Origin of the sequence: Serratia sp. Je.1.23.a (genome assembly GCF_051129805.1) — a bacterium.
In the GTDB taxonomy this organism is placed as follows: domain Bacteria; phylum Pseudomonadota; class Gammaproteobacteria; order Enterobacterales; family Enterobacteriaceae; genus Serratia; species Serratia liquefaciens.
Map to the genome: position 1 here is coordinate 102,982 of NZ_JBCPSR010000003.1, position 16,760 is coordinate 119,741.

24 protein-coding genes are annotated in these 16,760 nt (G+C 53.4%); 2 read left to right on the forward strand and 22 right to left on the reverse strand.

What is annotated here, in order from left to right; genetic code table 11:
- The 8 genes from AAZT04_RS12690 to AAZT04_RS12725 all read right to left on the reverse strand — a co-directional run bounded on the left by AAZT04_RS12690 (nucleotide 1) and on the right by AAZT04_RS12725 (nucleotide 7,481).
- Entirely contained in the window at nucleotides 1-1,050 is a 1,050-nt protein-coding gene (locus AAZT04_RS12690) for a major capsid protein (protein WP_259189566.1), read from the reverse strand.
- A 101-nt stretch (nucleotides 1,051-1,151) separates the two neighbouring features.
- On the reverse strand, nucleotides 1,152-1,553 hold the full coding sequence (locus tag AAZT04_RS12695) for a head decoration protein (RefSeq protein ID WP_211130801.1): 402 nt from the start codon (nucleotides 1,551-1,553) through the stop codon (nucleotides 1,152-1,154).
- The gene (locus tag AAZT04_RS12700) at nucleotides 1,553-2,152 is read right to left on the reverse strand and encodes a hypothetical protein (RefSeq protein ID WP_434680360.1); all 600 of its coding nucleotides are present in this window, start codon (nucleotides 2,150-2,152) and stop codon (nucleotides 1,553-1,555) included. Before AAZT04_RS12700 ends, AAZT04_RS12695 begins: the two co-directional genes overlap by 1 nt.
- Nucleotides 2,153-2,155: 3 nt before the next feature.
- A complete protein-coding gene (locus tag AAZT04_RS12705; RefSeq protein WP_259189569.1) occupies nucleotides 2,156-3,016 on the reverse strand; it encodes a S49 family peptidase in 861 nt (286 codons plus the stop codon).
- Complete coding sequence (locus AAZT04_RS12710) at nucleotides 3,013-4,659, reverse strand: phage portal protein (protein ID WP_434680363.1); 1,647 nt, start codon at nucleotides 4,657-4,659, stop codon at nucleotides 3,013-3,015. Before AAZT04_RS12710 ends, AAZT04_RS12705 begins: the two co-directional genes overlap by 4 nt.
- Complete coding sequence (gene gpW / locus AAZT04_RS12715) at nucleotides 4,659-4,922, reverse strand: gpW family head-tail joining protein (RefSeq protein ID WP_145549823.1); 264 nt, start codon at nucleotides 4,920-4,922, stop codon at nucleotides 4,659-4,661. The genes AAZT04_RS12710 and gpW overlap by 1 nt, the downstream gene beginning before the upstream one ends.
- An 8-nt stretch (nucleotides 4,923-4,930) precedes the next feature.
- A complete protein-coding gene (locus AAZT04_RS12720) occupies nucleotides 4,931-6,910 on the reverse strand; it encodes a phage terminase large subunit family protein (RefSeq protein ID WP_259189953.1) in 1,980 nt (659 codons plus the stop codon).
- Nucleotides 6,882-7,481 carry an RNA polymerase subunit sigma-70 gene (locus tag AAZT04_RS12725; protein WP_259189571.1) on the reverse strand — a complete coding sequence of 200 codons (600 nt, stop codon included), beginning with the start codon at nucleotides 7,479-7,481 and terminating at the stop codon, nucleotides 6,882-6,884. The genes AAZT04_RS12720 and AAZT04_RS12725 overlap by 29 nt, the downstream gene beginning before the upstream one ends.
- A 211-nt stretch (nucleotides 7,482-7,692) precedes the next feature.
- On the opposite strand from AAZT04_RS12725, the gene AAZT04_RS12730 reads away from it, so the two are divergent.
- The gene (locus tag AAZT04_RS12730) at nucleotides 7,693-7,827 is read left to right on the forward strand and encodes a hypothetical protein (RefSeq protein ID WP_434680366.1); all 135 of its coding nucleotides are present in this window, start codon (nucleotides 7,693-7,695) and stop codon (nucleotides 7,825-7,827) included.
- 13 nt (nucleotides 7,828-7,840) lie between these two features.
- Here AAZT04_RS12730 and AAZT04_RS12735 read toward each other — a convergent pair whose 3' ends face one another.
- The 7 genes from AAZT04_RS12735 to AAZT04_RS12765 all read right to left on the reverse strand — a co-directional run bounded on the left by AAZT04_RS12735 (nucleotide 7,841) and on the right by AAZT04_RS12765 (nucleotide 11,067).
- Nucleotides 7,841-8,500 (reverse strand): hypothetical protein, encoded by a 660-nt coding sequence (locus AAZT04_RS12735; protein ID WP_434680368.1) that lies wholly within the window; start codon nucleotides 8,498-8,500, stop codon nucleotides 7,841-7,843.
- Nucleotides 8,501-8,580: 80 nt separating this feature from the next.
- A complete protein-coding gene (locus tag AAZT04_RS12740; protein ID WP_434680370.1) occupies nucleotides 8,581-9,174 on the reverse strand; it encodes an HNH endonuclease in 594 nt (197 codons plus the stop codon).
- A gap of 192 nt (nucleotides 9,175-9,366) precedes the next feature.
- Nucleotides 9,367-9,618, reverse strand: a complete 252-nt coding sequence (locus tag AAZT04_RS12745; protein ID WP_434680794.1) for a hypothetical protein — start codon at nucleotides 9,616-9,618, stop codon at nucleotides 9,367-9,369.
- Between the two features lie 143 nt (nucleotides 9,619-9,761).
- Nucleotides 9,762-10,028, reverse strand: a complete 267-nt coding sequence (gene lysC / locus AAZT04_RS12750; protein WP_434680372.1) for an Rz1-like lysis system protein LysC — start codon at nucleotides 10,026-10,028, stop codon at nucleotides 9,762-9,764.
- Nucleotides 9,916-10,302, reverse strand: a complete 387-nt coding sequence (locus tag AAZT04_RS12755; protein ID WP_434680374.1) for a hypothetical protein — start codon at nucleotides 10,300-10,302, stop codon at nucleotides 9,916-9,918. The genes lysC and AAZT04_RS12755 overlap by 113 nt, the downstream gene beginning before the upstream one ends.
- Nucleotides 10,299-10,733: a lysozyme gene (locus tag AAZT04_RS12760; RefSeq protein ID WP_434680375.1), complete on the reverse strand. Its 435-nt coding sequence runs from the start codon at nucleotides 10,731-10,733 to the stop codon at nucleotides 10,299-10,301. Before AAZT04_RS12760 ends, AAZT04_RS12755 begins: the two co-directional genes overlap by 4 nt.
- Nucleotides 10,720-11,067, reverse strand: coding sequence for a phage holin, lambda family (locus AAZT04_RS12765; protein WP_153860781.1), 348 nt, complete (start codon nucleotides 11,065-11,067; stop codon nucleotides 10,720-10,722). Before AAZT04_RS12765 ends, AAZT04_RS12760 begins: the two co-directional genes overlap by 14 nt.
- Before the next feature lie 201 nt (nucleotides 11,068-11,268).
- Here AAZT04_RS12765 and AAZT04_RS12770 point away from each other — a divergent pair, with 201 nt between their 5' ends.
- Nucleotides 11,269-11,715, forward strand: coding sequence for a hypothetical protein (locus tag AAZT04_RS12770; protein ID WP_434680376.1), 447 nt, complete (start codon nucleotides 11,269-11,271; stop codon nucleotides 11,713-11,715).
- A gap of 270 nt (nucleotides 11,716-11,985) precedes the next feature.
- On the opposite strand, the gene AAZT04_RS12775 is transcribed toward AAZT04_RS12770, so the two are convergent.
- The 7 genes from AAZT04_RS12775 to AAZT04_RS12805 form a co-directional block, all read right to left on the reverse strand.
- The gene (locus AAZT04_RS12775) at nucleotides 11,986-12,807 is read right to left on the reverse strand and encodes an antitermination protein (protein ID WP_013813827.1); all 822 of its coding nucleotides are present in this window, start codon (nucleotides 12,805-12,807) and stop codon (nucleotides 11,986-11,988) included.
- Entirely contained in the window at nucleotides 12,804-13,841 is a 1,038-nt protein-coding gene (locus AAZT04_RS12780) for a DUF968 domain-containing protein (RefSeq protein WP_434680378.1), read from the reverse strand. The genes AAZT04_RS12775 and AAZT04_RS12780 overlap by 4 nt, the downstream gene beginning before the upstream one ends.
- Complete coding sequence (locus AAZT04_RS12785) at nucleotides 13,838-14,569, reverse strand: Rha family transcriptional regulator (protein ID WP_262240954.1); 732 nt, start codon at nucleotides 14,567-14,569, stop codon at nucleotides 13,838-13,840. Before AAZT04_RS12785 ends, AAZT04_RS12780 begins: the two co-directional genes overlap by 4 nt.
- Nucleotides 14,570-14,710: 141 nt before the next feature.
- On the reverse strand, nucleotides 14,711-15,250 hold the full coding sequence (locus AAZT04_RS12790) for a phage N-6-adenine-methyltransferase (protein ID WP_434680381.1): 540 nt from the start codon (nucleotides 15,248-15,250) through the stop codon (nucleotides 14,711-14,713).
- A complete protein-coding gene (locus tag AAZT04_RS12795; RefSeq protein WP_434680383.1) occupies nucleotides 15,247-15,489 on the reverse strand; it encodes a hypothetical protein in 243 nt (80 codons plus the stop codon). Before AAZT04_RS12795 ends, AAZT04_RS12790 begins: the two co-directional genes overlap by 4 nt.
- Nucleotides 15,486-16,583 carry a hypothetical protein gene (locus tag AAZT04_RS12800; RefSeq protein ID WP_434680385.1) on the reverse strand — a complete coding sequence of 366 codons (1,098 nt, stop codon included), beginning with the start codon at nucleotides 16,581-16,583 and terminating at the stop codon, nucleotides 15,486-15,488. Before AAZT04_RS12800 ends, AAZT04_RS12795 begins: the two co-directional genes overlap by 4 nt.
- Complete coding sequence (locus AAZT04_RS12805; RefSeq protein WP_434680387.1) at nucleotides 16,580-16,759, reverse strand: DUF4222 domain-containing protein; 180 nt, start codon at nucleotides 16,757-16,759, stop codon at nucleotides 16,580-16,582. The genes AAZT04_RS12800 and AAZT04_RS12805 overlap by 4 nt, the downstream gene beginning before the upstream one ends.
- Nucleotide 16,760: the final 1 nt, after the last annotated feature.

A 16,760-nucleotide genomic window follows, 5' to 3' on the forward strand; every position in this document is an offset into this window, starting at 1 on the left:
TCACACCACCGTAGCGCAGAGAGCGGCATTTACCCGACTTGGGATAACCAGAGGTGAAGACTGCATCATCAACAAGCGCTGTGCCGGGTCTTCTTTCACCCAGGTTTTAGGGGCATAGGCCAGAGGGCCGTAATTGAATTTTGGGTCAAGGATCACGCCGAATGCCCGAGTTCCCATCAGGTCAGCGCCGGACATGATTACCGCACCATCAGGGATCATCGGTTTTTCGATATTGTCCAGCGGGTCAATGAACCAGTCGTTATACAGCCACAGGTCGAAGTTGCCCCAACGGCCTTTATAAACAGCCCCTTTCTGTACCTGCGCGCCAGCATTAATCTGATTGCCGAACGGGCTCAGTGCCGGGAATGTAATGGCGTTATCCTTGATCGTGGTATCCAGTCGAAACGCTTTCCACGATTTGTTGGTAAAGACCAGGTCCGTCGGTACCGCGCCGGAGTTTTTGAGGATCAGTGTCTGCCATTCCTCAATATCGTCCGATGGATGGGTATTAGTCGCTCCTGCTGCGACGGTTAACGGCCACTTATCCGCGCCACTCAGCGTGATGGTCAGGTCTGGTGAGCGGCCAAAATCAACCACTTTAGTTTCATAACCGTCCCCTGCAACGGTGACTTTCCCTGACACCATGGCGCTGCTGGCCATCCATTCCAGACGACGGTTGATCATGTCAATCTGATCGGCCATCTCAAATTGCAGGTTCAGCATTTCACGTTCAGCAGCGGTAAATTCGCCGCCGATACGCTCACCGATCTGCCGGCGGATTGGCTTGCGCAGGTCCGGAGCACGCTTATCTTTGATGTACGCAGGCTTGAAGGTATTGGTCTGGTATTTACGACTCTCGACCAGTTTGCCTTCCACCAGTGGCGATACGAATGGCGCCATACGACGCAGACCCACGTCCACATCAATGGCTACTTCTTCCGTTTCGTACGTCACAACGTTTGGGAAGAAGCGATCCAGAAGCCAGTTCTGGCTGGTTTTCAGGTTAGGGACGACCTGCACCAGCACGCTGGTATCAAAAATGTTTTCCATATTCAGTCTCTTTATGATGCCGGCACCGTAGCCGGCCAGAATTCAGGACGAGTGCAACCCTGCCAAAGCACTGGCATCAGTTACGTTTCAAAAGGGTTAGATCAGGATACTGGCGACTGGATGCTATCGCGCAGGAAGATGGCCAGAGGGCGGAATTGCGCTTTCAGTTCAGCAATGGTCCAGGTCGCATCGAAGATCAGGCGATGCTGGTTAAATTCACCCATCAGATACACACCGCCAGTTTGTGCTGTAGTGGTGGTGTCTACGTTATCGACCAAAATGGCGGACGGCTTTTCACTGCCGTCGGTAGCGTCTTTTTTGCTTGGGATGTACGCGCCGGTCGCGGTGACCATGCCGAGTACCGTCCCACGTTTAAGCGCACCTGAAACACCGATCGTGACCGAGTCGGTGACCAGCTGTAACGGGCCGGAAACCAGCTGATCGGGTACGAACAGCGAACTTTCCATGCCCGGTGCGAATTGATTTTGTCCAAACTGGTCCATTACTTGATACCTCGTGCAGAGTCATAGAGGCTGGTCATCTTACTTGCCAGCGCATTTTTCCCCGGGGCGGGCTTGCCGCCATCCGGGCCCAGCCGTACCTGTTCGGCTTGCATACGCGAATCCAGCGATACACGCGCTGTTTTCGCCGGAGCAACAGCCCCCATCGTTGCCAGCGTGCCAATGGCTTCACCCGCGCTCATGCGGGTATTGAACGCCAAGTGCGCCGCCATATCAGGTCGGCCGGCGGCATGCTTACTGCCAAAGATAGCAGCACAGCGTTTACGCTCAGCCCGACGACCTTTTTTCACATCGCGGTTTTCGTCGTCTTCTTCTGCATCAGCGTCATCGTCTTCTTCCGCACGACGAGACTTAGCCTTTTTGCCCTTTCCTTTGTCGTCGTCCTCTTCGGCATCAGGATCGCTGTCATCATCGTCTTCCATGTCTTCGCGATCATCCTCCTCTTCGGCGTCCTCTTCGTCATCGCGCTCTTCTTCCGCACGGCGTGATTTCGCCTTTTTACCTTTCTCTTTGTCGTCGTCCTCATCTTCTGAGGCTTTTTTCTTAAAACCCATCAGGTGGGCAAATTTTGAGTAAGACATACGTTAAGCTCCTGCTTCGGTGAATAATTTTCGGAATGCGGCGTCAGGGGTCATGACTGCATCGGCAAGCCCCAACTTGACGCCATCAGCCGCCAGGAAACAGGCAGCCTGGGTGTTACGGATAGTTTTCTCAGAGATCCCCCGATTTCGGGCTACTGTGCTGACAAAAAGCCTACCCATCGTATCCACATCATCCTGAATCGCGGCGCGGGCCTGATCGGTCAGTTTGACGTAAGGATTGCTTTCGGCCTTGCGGTCGCCATAGGTGATAATGGTCACCGCCAGCCCGTCTTCTTTAATTCGCTGTGACCAGTCACAGTGAATTACGATGACACCGATTGAGCCAACGCCTCCGGTGCGCGGAACATAGATCCGGTCAGCAGCGCTGGCAATAGCGTACGCTGCGGAATAGGCATTTTCGGTCAGGATGGCGTGGATCGGTTTTGAGCCCCGGGCGTGATAAATCTCGTCCACCAGGTCAAAACATCCAGCAACCTCTCCCCCGGGTGAATCGATATCCAGACAGATGCCGTTCACCTCAGGATCATTCATTGCTGTGAGGAATGATTGGCGTATTCCGTCGTAACCGCTCATGCCGCTGTAGGGCCGCAACGAGCCGAGTTTCTGAACCAACGTCCCCTGAACGGGGATGACGGCAATACCACCGACCACGTCATAACCCGCATCCTGCTTACGTGCTTTACGGGTAAAACTGTCGTCTTCTCCCAGCCAGTCAGAGGCCAGGGTATTAATGCGGGTTATCCCGAACCGGTCCATCATGGCGGCCATGACGACTTCGGCTTTTTGTGGGTGCAGCGCCAGCGGCGTGTTAAATAGCCGCTGCGCCAGGTGCGGTAAATTCACTCTGCCTCCGGATCTTTTATCGTTTCTGGTGCGAAGATTTCGGCCTGAGCCCAAGTTGGCAACGGAAGCCCACGTTCTTTAAACGCGTCAATTTCGCGTTTCCGCTGGTCCAGCATTTCTTCCCAATCTTCGCCGGCATTTTCCGCCGCTTCCATTTCCAGCGTTGAAAGTCCGGCATCCATACCGAGAATGGCGCCTTTTTTCTCTGCCACCGGGTCCACCCAACCACGTCCAGGCCCCATCCAGCGTGCACGACAATAAGCCGCCCTAGCATCCAGAAAATGAGGAGCGCCATTCGGCAGTGGTAAATCTTCCGTGTCGTGAATTTCTTCGATAAATGCGGACAGGATCGGCTGGGCAAACCCGACAGAAAAATCATCACGCCGGCGGGTCAACGTTTTCCACGCCTCCAACATCGCAGAACGCGCAGAGCTGTAGTTAACGTCAGACCAATCTTGTGTTACCTGCTGGGTAGAAAGCCCGGTAGCAGCGGCGATGTTGCGCAATGCAGCGCTCTCAAACACCTCAAAATTGCTGTGTGGCCTCGAAGCGTTAACCGTTTCTATTTTTTCACCGGGGTACAAAATAGGCATTCTTGACCCATTTTGCAGCGATATGCGCCGATCATTATGGAACTCAATACGCCCGTCTTGATAAGCGCCAATACTGGTGTCGTCGAAGTTTTCCCCCATTGCCGCTTCAACCATCTGCGGATCATACGGCGAGGAAACATAAGCGCCGAATACCGCGTTCAGTATTGCCGCTTCCAGCTCTGTCTGATCGTACTTGATGAGCATTTTCAGTCGTTGTACGACCGGCGTTAATATCCCGTTCCCACGATGCTGGGCGCCACGCTCATGGTCATAATCATGCACAACATGCGGGCGCCCCCAGTCCGTTTCCCGCGGGATACGCCGCCAGGTCATCGTTTTGGCACCACTCCACCAGTCGCCGATATGCGCTTCGCGGATGTGGTAGGCCACAGGAGCGCCATCATCATCAATTTCGACACCGCCGCGGATGTTAGGCATATCAAAATTTTGTTGCGGGTTGCTCAGGCGGTCAGGGTCTACAATCTGCACCGTAGTGGCATAGCGCCCTCGCCCGTGGCCTAGTCGATCTGGGCGATATTGCAGAACAGCCAGCGCATCGCCATCAATCAGCTTGTGACGAAAACCCAGCCGCAGCATTTGCGACACCGTCTGTTTCCTCTCAACGTCACAATAACGCCCAGGGTCATCCTGCGCCCATGACCGCCAGTGTGCCTCGATCACTTTTCCGTATTCATCCGCCCAGGTAGCGTCAAACGAACTGTTACCCGTCATAAGCGCCAGCATGCGGTAATCAGGCTTTAGGATGGGGCGAAAGTTAGCGCCAACGGCGTTATCCAGCACACGGGTGATACTGCCACTGGCCCACCCATCATTGCGGGCCAAATCCCGTACACGGGAGACAATGCGATCGCGGTAAATATTGATCTCATTGTCGGGTGACCACAGTGCCGGCTGCCAGTTTGCTAACTGGTCACTGAAAGAGTCAGCCGCGTCGTATGGAACCCGACTTCCGCCCACCAGCATGGACGCCCTTGACCTTGATGGCGGTAGCGGTTGCCCATTTGGACCTAAAATCTTGATGTCACTCATCAGTATCTAAACCTCATCGGCCGGCGTGGGCGGGGAACAATACCCAACTGAGCCTGAAGCAACTGGATCAACGCCATCAGGTCTGCCATAGAGGCTTGTTGGTATGAAACGGAACGTGTGCCATCACCCTGCGTATACGAAAACGACACGCCGCGGGCCCCGGCAGCAAGGTCAATATAGGCTTGCTGCGCCTTTGCCAATGCAGCCCGCAATTGCTCAGGCGTCATCGCACCGGCCAGCAGGCTAGTGTTACGATTAAACATAGGGATCCTTAAGAGGGCAAAAGTTGTGACAGGCGTTTACGCTTCGGTTTTTCCGGCTCTTCTATGATGACGCCAGGCAGACGAAGGTTTGGTTTTTCTTCCGGTTGCTGCGGCGCCGGTAATAGACGTTCAGGATTCACTGAAATATTGTCAGCCAATTTATTCAGTTTCAGCCCGAGATAAAACAACCCGCACAATGCTGCATAGCTATACACCCGACAGTCCAGGGCTTCGTTAGCCCGCCCGGGTATTTGTTCCCAAACGCGATAACGCTGGCCACCGGAGACTTTGAGAACCGAACGCTCAGCTAACAGTTGGCTAAAGTAGTTCAAATCACGATCCGTCGGAAAATGCATGTAACTGGCTGCAGCCTCACCCGGCGCAGGTGGATCAATATGCAAGCGCCCGCGGATGGTATCTTTGGCCGCATTCACTCCAATGATAATTGGCTTAAAACTGGCTTTTGACTTGGACGTTGGCTTTTTCGTCGGCCACACCGGAGATCGTTTACCGCCGCGTGCAGATTCCCCCTTGATCGCCCAAATACGGCGGCCAAGACGTTCTTTGGCAAACTCGTAAACTTTCTGGGTGTGATGGCCACCGGAGTCCATACATGCCGCCATGATCGTGAAACCACGCCCATCAGCCCGGCGCCATATCTGCTTGAGATAGGCATCAAGGCGCTGCCACGGCTCATTGGTTTCCAGGTCACCTTCGATCACATCAAAGGCAACAGACCAGCTTTCTTCGTTACAGCCCCAGCCAGTGACTTCAATTTCAAAACGTCCGTCCTGGGTATCGATACCGGCTGTCAGCACTGCAACCCCATCAGGCACTTCAGCCGCATAAACTTCACAGCGTTCCAGCAACCGTTTCTCACTCAGCGCTTTCTCACCGCGATCTTCATACGGCTCACCCAGAACCAGGTTAATAAATGTTTGCCGCATCAACGGATCATTTTTAACCCGCAACCATTCGGCAACCAGGTATTTCCATGCGGCATTGGGGAACAGGCTATACCCTGCCCAGATGTGGAATCCGGCATGACCTTTAAACGGTTTGCTTGCCCGCCACTCTCCACGCCTCACCATCGACGCTTTTTCGTTATGGTGGATCACGCAACCATTGTGACGACACACGTAATAAGCCGTTTCAGGTATTCCCTCGCCGTGCTCATCCTTGTCCCATTTGATGCCGTAAGGTGTCTCAGGGCCTCCCCATTCCAATACCTGATGTTCACCACAATGCGGGCATGGCACGTAATATCGGCGCTGATCGCTTTCCTCATACGCCTTTTCAATACGACTGGTTCCTTTGACCGTCGGCGTCGAGCCCAGGGCAATCTTGCGGTTCCAGAAAGTTTCTGAACGCTTAATGCCCAGGGCTATCTGATCGCCCTCTACGCCGGCACCACCGGCCGGATAACCGTCCACTTCATCAAAAAGAATAATGCGGCAGGTGATTCGACGGAAGCCACCAGGGCTATTTGCCCCTACCAGCGTCAAATTAGCGCCGTTGGCAAACGTCTTTTTGAGGATGGTCTGGTTACTGTCTTTGGCCTTCGGATCACCGCATATTTCCGCCAGCACTGGGGTATCACGCAACATCGGCGCGATCTCGGTTTTACTGTAGTCCTCGGCATCTTCAACACGCGGCTGAACGATGAGGATCGGCGACGGGTCATGCGCCAGGTAATAGCCGACAACGTGGTCAAGGATCTTGGTGTAGCCGACACGCGCCGACTTCATTACAGAAACCTGTGTCACTGCCGGATCGGTAATGGCATCCATCATGCCATCCTGATAGGCGAAAGATCGGAATCGGCCTGTTTGCGCACTGGTTTCTTTCGAGAGCACCGCGTATTTGTTGGCCCATTCACTCAGTGAAAGCGGCTCTGGGGGGCGAACATCGGAGCGACGCTGGCGCAGCTCCCCTGTGAAATTCTGCCAGGCTGCAGCGTTAGTTCTCTCCTCGGTTGTTATCTGCATCAAGGCTCAATTCCTCCATCGCCTCGTAAACCACCTCCTGCAGTGCCTGGACAAACTCCGCGTCGTTGGTGGTAGAAGCCAGCACCCGCAACCGGGGGCCATGTTCAGGAGCAATAGCAATGAGGCGGGTGCGCATGCGGGCGTATTCATTACCTACGGCCTCAATCATGTCTTTGTACGGCAGCACCTGCCCGGATTTAATGTCGTACTCGAGCTGAGTAAGCAACGCGAGGAAGTTTTCTTTCATCTGACGCGCTTCATCAAGCGTCATTGTCACGCCGTGCTCGGCGATCATCCGCTCGACGGTTTTCGTCGCTGACTCGGGAAGATCCTTATCGTTTTTGTTACCTGACTTGTTACCCGGGGATCTGTTACCTGTTTTGTTACCCTGTCTGTTACCTGCTGCTTTTTTTTCCGGTCGGGTAACAGTTTTTCGGAAGCGCTCTATGTTGGCGTTTGACGCTTCGACATCAATGTCGTCTCCGGCCAGAACCAGCCAACCACGGGCCTTCCAGCTCGTTACCGTCTTTCGGCTGACGCCGTGAAGTTTGGCAAAATCTGACTGGTTCATCTGTTACCTCAGGTGTTACCTGTTACCCAAATTTCAAAAGTTGATAGCTAGACGCAGAACGCGGCGCGCAATGCCCGTGCTTTACAAAAGTGCTGGGAAGGACCCATTTTTTTCTGGAGGCCACGGGGAGGGGCATCGGCTCAAACTTTTTTGAACCGCACCAGGTAGGTCGCCCCATCACCCGGAAGAATGAGGTCATGACAGCAGCAATATGCTGTGCTCGGGTCAGGGCTTGGTGTTGGGTTGCCTGTTGTGTATGGCTTCGGTGGCGGCGGTGGAGGTGCTGGGCGCACGACTTTATCTCCACGTTTATACGGTGGTGCCGTTGGCGCTTTCATTCCCATGATTTACTCCTACTATCACTTGGCTGTTCTCATAGCCTCGGCCATTGCCCGGCTTAGCTCTGTAGGCATCAGTGCATTGGCCATCGCTTGCGCCCGGTCGAAGTAACCAAGCGTAGGCTTAACGGGCAGCGCATCACCAAACTGGATCAGCAGCTTCGGTGCTGGCATCTTCATCCGTGCCTGTCGTGTGCCATTGGCTGAGCGTTTCCGCCGCTTCTTGCCCTTCTTTCCTTTCTTGGCTTTCACTCGCTGCCATACACCATTTACGCCACTACCGTACCGAGTTGATAATTCACCAATGAACACATCCGGCTTTGCCTTTAACTGCGTCATCTTGTTGCGCGTCAGGTTGCCGTATTTGTTCAACTTTATGTTTTTGGGGTTCAACAGCGCCTGGCTATTTAGCTTATGCTGTCCACCGAATTCGAATGGCTCCAGATAGCTGGCGGCGGTATCCATCACGAACACCTTGGCCTTCAAGTTGCTTTTCCGAGCGCCAAACGACCTCACAGAGTTAACCGTGAACGGCGTGGGGTTCTCCAGATGGCGTTTAAACGCGGTTTTCTCCGCTGATTCTATCTTTCGGGCGACGCTGGTAAGCGCCAGCGCGGTGGCAAATGGAATTTGCTTGCGCACGCTCTGGAGTTGAGCCGACAGCTCTTTTAAACCTGCCATGCTACCCACCTTATAAAAAAGCCACCAACCTGCCAATGCGCTGGGTGCGCGGTAGGTGCAGGGTGATGGCTTTGGTTAACTCAAATGTATTTCCCGTTACACCAGCGCCCGACCATTGAAGCGCTTACGCCTAGGGCTTGAGATATTGTTGTATGAGAAAGGCCAAGTGAATTCATATTAATAGCTTTCATTTTAAATTCATCTGTATAACGAGGCTTAGTTTTCCCAACACCTTTTACCCATAAATTTATCGTACTGAAGCTAACCCCCAGTAATTTTGCAATGCTGGTCTGACCCATCCCAGATGCACATAACTCGCGGGCTCTTTTCACTAACAGGTTCCGTTCCTTATGGCTTCCGTGATGACTATGGAAAATATTCTCCGTTGTCGTCACCCACTCAAGATTTGATATTTTGTTGTTCAGCCTGTTTTTGTCTTTGTGATTGACTTCTTTTTTGTTCTCGGGGTTGGGAATATACTTTGTGGCGACAAGTCTGTGCTCGCTTAAATCGATTACCTCGCCATCAATGCATAAAGAATACCTGCGGTATCCACCCCTGATGCTTCCCTTTAAAATTCGCCCTTTCTTTCTTGAGTAAATAGTGCCGTTCTCATTAATTTCATACCCTTCTGATTCAAGGGCGGGAATATCGATAAATGTTGCATCACTCATAGCGTATCCTTTTAGAAAGCTGAACCTGTTCGCACAGAAAAGCCGCCCGAGATGGTCGCCACCATATTCGGCAGTTCTCAGGCTCAGCTTTCTGAAAGGCTCGGGTTTAATAGCGCATGCGACTGCGCAGTGAAATTCAGGTACAAAAAAGCCCCGCACAATGGCGAGGCTCGCAAAGGCCACCTGTAATGCTTACTCTTCTACCACTGCACCTTCTGGTAACTCACGACCGGCATAAACCGCGCAGCCCGGATGGTTCTCATCCTCGACAGCAAGCAGATCACTCTCATCGAACCATGCGCTTACAGCTCGGCCATCTCCTGCCTTGTAATGCACAAAATAAGAGTTCTCATGTGCTGAGTATTCGGCGCGACCTTTCACCTCACCCCATTCATCGCTGACGGAAATGTTTACAAGCTGAGTTAATTCGAATTTAAAGTTCATTGGTACCGTCAGGAGCTGCTCAGCCAGGGCGACGGAAAACGCAGCAGCATAAGTCTCCCCGCCGTTCGCCTCTTCCTCGCAGAACTCTGCTGGGTCGTATTGCTTCATGAACGCTTGAATGCGTTGAGCTAACTGGTCTTTCATTATTTTCTCCCGGCGGATGCCCGCCACTGTATAAGCGTGGCCACTTGGCCGGCGCAGATTGATAATGCTGTTTGAAGTTGCAACGTATAGCTGCCGATATCACCCCAGGTGTCACCCTGCAGTGTTGGCTGCTCGCATCGCTTGAATACTGACTCAGGGGGTAACAGGATGATCGGCGCTGGTGGTTGTACCTCTGGGCTGGCGCATGAGGTTAAGCACAGCACCAGGAGCAGTGCGACGGGCGCACTCATCGTTTTTGATCGCATCCCGGTATTTCCTTTGATAGATGTCGGCCTGTTGGCGCAACTGCTGTTCTTGCTGCTGCTGGACTGCCATCAGTGCACGATTCTGAGCATCCTGTGTTTGCAGAGTGGCGATCAACCCGGCCTGCTGTGCCAAGGTCTTTTGCTGCTCGACAGACTGTTGCCGCGCCAGATCCAACCGATGTGACAGCAACGAGCTGTAACCGCCGAGGCAGATCGACACCACCAATAGGAGCAGCAATCCCCCGCTGGTCAGCTTTGATATCCAGCCATTCATAACAAGAAAACTTCACGCTCAGCTGCACGACGCTTCACCAGCCCAGGCATAACCTCGCCACCGCTGAATTTCCAACGAGGGAACTGGTCGGCAGCACCCTGCACGTCACCGGTATTGAAGTTTTTCACCAAGGTAGACTGCGCGAAGTTCGGGCCGCCAATGTTGAACGCCAGAGAGACCATCGCGTCGAACTGGTTCTGTGTCATAGGGCGCTTAATGGCGCTGTTTACCGTCAACTCAAACACGGCCAAATCATCGGACAGGAATTGCTCCGCCTGCTCCCTCGTGATGCGGTCACCCTGCTTCACTCCCTTGGTATGGCCCCAACCAACCGTCCACGGCTTACCACCAGTGCCTGGGTCTGGATAAGCCACCAGCTCAAGGGACTCGAACCCTTTTATAAAATCACGACCCTTTTTACTTGTTTGCATCCTGATTGCCTCCACCAAAGCGGTTGCCAACGTACCCGGACAGGAACGAGCTGAGTTTTTTCACACCTACGAACCCGATAAAACCGCCGATGCCGACAGTGAGTGCCTTCGGCACATCGAAGTAATCCAGTGCGGAATACGTCGTCAGTGCCAGGGCGCCACACATCAGCCCTTCGAAAATGGTTTCTTTCCAACTGCTGCCAGAGTAAGCCATACGTAATACCGCCATCACGATAGCCATGATGACGCCACCGATCGGCACGTCGCCGCGCCACCAGGCTGCGAGAATTTCACTGATGTCCGCCCAGCTATGGGGACTGTTTGGCATTTTCATCCCTCCCCCTTGCCGGGGCTTGGCCCGATCTACGGGTGATAAAAACAGAAAAGGCCGCACCGAAGTGCAGCCCTGAATGTATGCAGTGTTGATGCATGATAATCTTCAACCACGCCAGGTGAAGGGCGGCCATCCCGTCCCACCCCCACAGATCCAACCGAATGAAAATGTGACGACCGGTAAAAGGAGCCACCAGAACTCATGAATGAAACTATAGAATTCCTGAAGCATTACTCCCCCTTGATCAGCCTATTTACCTTCCTGGCTGGTCTGTATTTTGGCAACAAGCAGGCTATAGGCCGTGATCGGAGAAAAGAATTCAACGATCTGGCAGAACCAATTATTGAAAATTTCAGTGAAATGCAGAAATGGCTTGAGAGGCAAACTTTCACATCTGCCCACCTGCTGCCGACATCGAAGATAGAAAAAATTAAACGGCGATTATCAAATCGGAAACTTAAACAATTTGAGCGCCTGTTAGAAAGATACCGAGCCTCTCTACAATCGATAAAAGAATCGCCAGAACCTGCCATCCATTTCGGAATGAGCGAGGCCGAAGAAAGCGCAGCTCGCAGCTCGTGGGTCAACCATTATCCTGAAGCCATTTCTATCATCGCAGAGCTGAACAAGTTTCTACGATTGAGGTAATCAGCACCACCAGAATGCAAAAGCCCCGGCGTTTATAGCCAGGGCTTGAATGGTTGCCGGTCTTCCCCGGCTGTCACTTCACATCGAGGGGCGCACTTAGAAACTCCCCACCAAAGGGTTCGATAGTGCGTATCAAAACTAAATGCGCCCTTCTGCTGCGTCCATAAAAAAACCTGCACATCGGCAGGTTTTCTGTAACGGGCGTATATACCCCATCGTTAAAGCTGATATTAGGAAAAAACGGCAACTATTGCAAGTGCACGTTTTCCATCACCGGGTGACCTTACTGAAAACACGCTCTAACTCACTCTCTTCCTGATAGCATTTTGTCAGCAGCGACTCATAGAAGGGTTTCCAGCTATACCGCCATGTGCGCTCTGGGAGCTCAGGGATTAGCTTTTTGACCGCGTGGTGGATCACTGACGGCTGAACCCGTTTGAAGCCTCTCCCCTTGCATTTCGGGCACTCCTTCATTACCGGCACGCCTTGCAGCTCGCTATTCTTCTTATCCAGCACGGTACCTGTACCCTGGCAGCGGCAACGTGCGCTGATATTGCCTTTACCATTACATACTGGGCAGGCCACCATCATAACGTCTTCCCACACTGTCTTTGCTGGCGGCTGGCATTGGTCTTTTATCATCCACAACCCATTCTTGATGCTGAATTTGTTCTCTTCCCACTCGATGGCCAGCTCGTTGCGGTTAATCTGGGTTTTTCGCACCAACCCTCTACCCTGGCAGCACGAACACGACTCAGCTGACAATGCCGAACGACAAAACTCACCGTAAGCCATTGCGGCCATGATACGCAGGCAACGACCAAACTTAGCCCCGGCGGCTCGCTTTATCGCCCTTGGCGCTTTCTTGCTGGCAAATTGAGTCAGCATATCAACCGACCGCTGGCGATCCTCTTCACTGACACCATACTTGCCGAGACAAAGTGCCATGCCAAATACTGCCTTGGCTTCTACCATGCCGAGTGCTGCCATGATGTCAGTACCCGTTAATGCTTCGCTCGCCGTGGCTCTGGACGAGTCGGAAATATTCAGGCTTTTAGGGCTGAAGTGTTTCAGTGCTGATTCGAGATTCATCGTTTTGCCCCGCGCTTGTTTGCCGTGCTGATCGCCCCAATACCAAATGCCTTGTTCAACGTGCGCACCAGGTGGAATAACTGGCTGCCGTGCTTGGCCTCCCATGCGGCCACATCATCATGCAGCTCGTCATGGCATTCACGGGTCAGGGGGATGGTGAAAATGTCATGTGGTTTGGTGCCGGTGCCGCCGAGCCCGTGATCAATAATGTGGTGCGGGTCGTCTGCCGGGCGTTTGCAGCCACAGCAGCATGGCTGTGACTTCACCCACTGGGTGTATTTCTCGCACTCCCAGCGGGTAAGCTTGGGCAGCAGCATAAAACCGGCTGGTGGCTCGGGGTCGACATCAACGGTCAGCGCCGGTTTCACCTTCTCCACGCACTCGTTAATGATCGCCTGTGGGGCTTTCTCCCAAACAATATCCGCCTCTCTGCGCGTTCCCGTTGGGATGGTGGCTGGTGGAAGGCGTAGGGAGAACCGGGCTACCGCATCAGGCAATAGATCTGACACCTGCAGCAGCACAGCCCACCAGCATAATTCCGGAAGGCTAAGCTGGTGGTCCTCACCAAACATGAAATGAGAGCGGGCGCGGTAAACTACCCACTCCGCCACGTTCTGCGCAGCGATAACATCCAGCTCCGGCAACGTTTGCTCCCGCAGGCGGTGCTCATGGTGCCAGCACAGGCGGACCGGGCGGCCGTCATAGTCCAGGATGTCCATATTATGGTGGTGGTAATCGTCGCCGGTGGTCCACTGACATTCTGTGCTGCGCATCAACCACTCTTTCAGGCCTGCAACACCACCAGCTGCATCTATGACCCGTTCATTCTGGAAGAAAGAGGACAACCGCGGATCCGCCGCCAGGCTCTGATCTACTGCTGGCAGCAGGCCGGAAGGCAGCGGTTTTAACTCTTCCGGCTCACTGGCGATCAGCAGACGGCTGCGCCCGCTGAAATAATGCAGCAAGTCGCTACCTGGGCGTAGCAGTACCACACCCAGTTCACGCTGCAGGTAAGGGGTTAGTAGCAGCCTCACTCTGCGCCTCTTCGGATTTCGAAGCGCCCTATCGCCGGGTGCTGCCAGAATTTGCCTTTCTTCGGCGGGGTTGATTCGTCCAGCAGGGTGCGCATGGCGGTTTCGAATTCACATTCTTCGATAACCGTAACATTCGACAAAATGCCGTTGGGCGCCATGAAAGGGACTTTTTTGTTGGGGACGGAAAAGGCGGCGGCCAGATCTTTCACCTTCTGGCTTGAGATTCCAGACTTTGCCGAAAGGTTGCGGATGGTTTCCCAGCCGGCGGGGATGGAACCAGAAGATATTTCCTCGATCTTCTGCTCTACGCCATTTACCTGCTGCTGAATGGCCATCATCTTGCGCTCAGAAATTGCAGCCTCGTTTACCATGCGAGCAAGCATTTCAAGCTGAGTGAGCGGTGGCTGGGCGTGTTCAAGTTCCTGCCAGCGATCGACCAGGCGGGCGGTAAACTCAGGGGAAAGCTGTGCAACAACGATAATACTGTCACGCTTACCCTTCTCACCTTCAAAAACGTAATAGCTTACAGGCCGACCTGCTGTAGGCTTTTCCTCAGTTTGAGGGAAAGCAATGACGCCCTTGCTGACCAGGCTCTCAATGGTCCGCTTTACGTTATCGTGGCGAGACTCTACCAACTCGGCGATCTCCAAGCTGGTCATGGCTAATTCGAGGGTGTTAACGGTAGGTTGGTACGCGTAAGCGCCACCAATCAGATTAGACTGATTCATGTTCTTTTCTCCACACATGTTTGTAACGGTCCCGCCCCGCTATCTGCAAATAGACGGAACCAACCAGCGTATCTCTTACCCCTGCAAGGGTGGATGCGCACGGATCACTATATTGCTTATTTTTCATGATGTCACCCCCACTTATGCCGCCACTTCGCGAAGCACATCGGTACCGATGCCGATCAGATCTTCACGAGATACCGTGGTGAACTGGCACCGCGGCTTGATGAATGGCCGCCAGATAAACAGCATGCTGCCCTTGCTGTTACCGTTCTTGCCGGGCTTACCTGTGGCTGAATTGATAAACGCCAGACGCCCATCAGTGATCAGTCGGACTTCATCGACCGTCTGCAGCGCCAGCGAGAACCAGCCCGTTGAAGTATCGGCTGGCAGCAGCATCACAATCGGTTGATTCTGTGCACGACATTGCTCTGCAGCCTTCTCCACCCAGGGTGTAATTGCGCTATAGGGTGGATTGCACCAGATGGCGCCGTAGCTCTCCCACTCCGCCACCAGCGCGTTATCCTGCTCTGTCAGGTAACGGGCACACAGCGCGTTGCTGTGGTCTGCTGCAGCGTCCAGGTAGAAACCAAACTCAACATCAAGTGCACTGAATATCTCGATCGGGGTCTGCCAACGGTCTTTGTGCTCTGTAGGTGTGTTGCTTGAATATACGGTCACAGGATCCCCCTTTGCTGTTCAGCGGTGGTCAGCAGCTTGATGAAGCGATAACGCGCCTCGATGTTGAATTGGGTCAGTACACGCACCCAGTTACGTTCCCGGGCGATACGGCGCAGATCCTGATCATCAGCCCAATACCCGCGCAAATACCGCAATGACCACCAGCGGCGAACCTGTTGCAGCATGGCCACCAGCGGAAATACGGTGACACCTAAAATTTGATGTGTTGCTGGTTTCATCCTGCCAACCTCCCCAAGTCATTCTCGCTGGCCTGAGCCACTGCATTCGCCCAAATTCCTACCCATGCCTTGCGAGCATCGTAATCGGTCATGCGCCCCAGTGAACCCGCCAGGCGCTGGGCTATGGTCTCTACCTCGTTGCGTGGCTTGCGGCGCTGGGTCACGATACGCAGGTAAGCATCATCGCGGGCGGTGGTGTCCAGTCTCTCGACTTTCGGCAGGTCGTTGGCCCGTTCTTCCTTGACCGACAGGTAGCATTTCTCGGTGATCAGGTAGTCGAAATCCTTCTTGCGCCATGTCTTGCCGCTGGTGGTATCCGGGCGGTCTTCGAGCATCCAGCGGCATTTCTTGGCGATGTAGCGCAGGTAAGCACCCCACTTCTCGATGTTCAGGTCGTACTCTTTCCACAGCTTGCGCAGCACTTTGCGGCGGGCTTCGGTCACTTTGATAACCTGTGGCAATTCAGGCAACGTGTCGTGGAAGGTTTTCAGCACAGCCTGATAATCAATTTTCAGAGAATCATCCGCTTGCGGGTCGGCTGGCTCAGCCAGTTGACCAACAGGTTTTATGATCTGTTTGTTCTGATCTGAGTAATGATCTGTATAGAGATAGGATTCCGTAGAATCGCGGCGTTGTTCCTGCACTTCTGCGTTTTCCATTCCGTGATTCTGCGTAATGGATTCCGTAACTTCGCGTTTTCCATTCCGTGATTCTGCGGATTCCACTGCTGGCGGGAATATCAGAGCAATTAGCTTTTCACCGTCGATACGATAATGGTTCTTCGGGGTGCCATTCACCTTACGGGTAGATACTTCAATAACACCCGGCAAATACTTCTTGCGGAGTTTGCTAACAACGCGCTGTACCTGGTCCTCACTGACCCCACGCAGTTCACCCGCAAGCTCTTCATGCGTTTTGTAAAACCAGCCATCGTCCTGTGATGACTTCCCTGTCCAGAACACCAGCTGATTCAGCACGGCGGCCAAAGCAAAGGACTGCTGATCACTGGCAAAGAAGTCCAAGTACGGGCCTGGGATCACAATGCAGTTCTTCTGCCCAGACATGGCCTGAACAACTTCAAATATTCTGCTCATACGTCAAACCTGATAAATCGTGACCGGAAAATAATCATCGGCGTGGTGATCGCCCATTCTTGCCCTACCGGGCTGTAGGTGACGGTCTCGCGCTCCGGATCTGTGCTGTGCACCAGCACCACTGCGTGATTGCTATCGCGGTAATGGCAGCCAGCCTGAATAAGTAAGTTCGCCATA

Excerpts from the sequence above, each read along its gene's own strand:
- AAZT04_RS12690 (WP_259189566.1), bottom strand. The coding sequence starts at position 1,050 with ATGGAAAACATTTTTGATACCAGCGTGCTGGTGCAGGTCGTCCCTAAC.
- AAZT04_RS12695 (WP_211130801.1), bottom strand. The coding sequence starts at position 1,553 with ATGGACCAGTTTGGACAAAATCAATTCGCACCGGGCATGGAAAGTTCG.
- AAZT04_RS12700 (WP_434680360.1), bottom strand. The coding sequence starts at position 2,152 with ATGTCTTACTCAAAATTTGCCCACCTGATGGGTTTTAAGAAAAAAGCC.
- AAZT04_RS12710 (WP_434680363.1), bottom strand. The coding sequence starts at position 4,659 with ATGAGTGACATCAAGATTTTAGGTCCAAATGGGCAACCGCTACCGCCA.
- gpW (WP_145549823.1), bottom strand. The coding sequence starts at position 4,922 with ATGTTTAATCGTAACACTAGCCTGCTGGCCGGTGCGATGACGCCTGAG.
- AAZT04_RS12720 (WP_259189953.1), bottom strand. The coding sequence starts at position 6,910 with ATGCAGATAACAACCGAGGAGAGAACTAACGCTGCAGCCTGGCAGAAT.
- AAZT04_RS12725 (WP_259189571.1), bottom strand. The coding sequence starts at position 7,481 with ATGAACCAGTCAGATTTTGCCAAACTTCACGGCGTCAGCCGAAAGACG.
- AAZT04_RS12730 (WP_434680366.1), top strand. The coding sequence starts at position 7,693 with ATGCTGTGCTCGGGTCAGGGCTTGGTGTTGGGTTGCCTGTTGTGTATG.
- AAZT04_RS12735 (WP_434680368.1), bottom strand. The coding sequence starts at position 8,500 with ATGGCAGGTTTAAAAGAGCTGTCGGCTCAACTCCAGAGCGTGCGCAAG.
- AAZT04_RS12740 (WP_434680370.1), bottom strand. The coding sequence starts at position 9,174 with ATGAGTGATGCAACATTTATCGATATTCCCGCCCTTGAATCAGAAGGG.
- AAZT04_RS12745 (WP_434680794.1), bottom strand. The coding sequence starts at position 9,618 with ATGAACTTTAAATTCGAATTAACTCAGCTTGTAAACATTTCCGTCAGC.
- lysC (WP_434680372.1), bottom strand. The coding sequence starts at position 10,028 with ATGCGATCAAAAACGATGAGTGCGCCCGTCGCACTGCTCCTGGTGCTG.
- AAZT04_RS12755 (WP_434680374.1), bottom strand. The coding sequence starts at position 10,302 with ATGAATGGCTGGATATCAAAGCTGACCAGCGGGGGATTGCTGCTCCTA.
- AAZT04_RS12760 (WP_434680375.1), bottom strand. The coding sequence starts at position 10,733 with ATGCAAACAAGTAAAAAGGGTCGTGATTTTATAAAAGGGTTCGAGTCC.
- AAZT04_RS12765 (WP_153860781.1), bottom strand. The coding sequence starts at position 11,067 with ATGAAAATGCCAAACAGTCCCCATAGCTGGGCGGACATCAGTGAAATT.
- AAZT04_RS12770 (WP_434680376.1), top strand. The coding sequence starts at position 11,269 with ATGAATGAAACTATAGAATTCCTGAAGCATTACTCCCCCTTGATCAGC.
- AAZT04_RS12775 (WP_013813827.1), bottom strand. The coding sequence starts at position 12,807 with ATGAATCTCGAATCAGCACTGAAACACTTCAGCCCTAAAAGCCTGAAT.
- AAZT04_RS12785 (WP_262240954.1), bottom strand. The coding sequence starts at position 14,569 with ATGAATCAGTCTAATCTGATTGGTGGCGCTTACGCGTACCAACCTACC.
- AAZT04_RS12795 (WP_434680383.1), bottom strand. The coding sequence starts at position 15,489 with ATGAAACCAGCAACACATCAAATTTTAGGTGTCACCGTATTTCCGCTG.
- AAZT04_RS12800 (WP_434680385.1), bottom strand. The coding sequence starts at position 16,583 with ATGAGCAGAATATTTGAAGTTGTTCAGGCCATGTCTGGGCAGAAGAAC.
- AAZT04_RS12805 (WP_434680387.1), bottom strand. The coding sequence starts at position 16,759 with ATGGCGAACTTACTTATTCAGGCTGGCTGCCATTACCGCGATAGCAAT.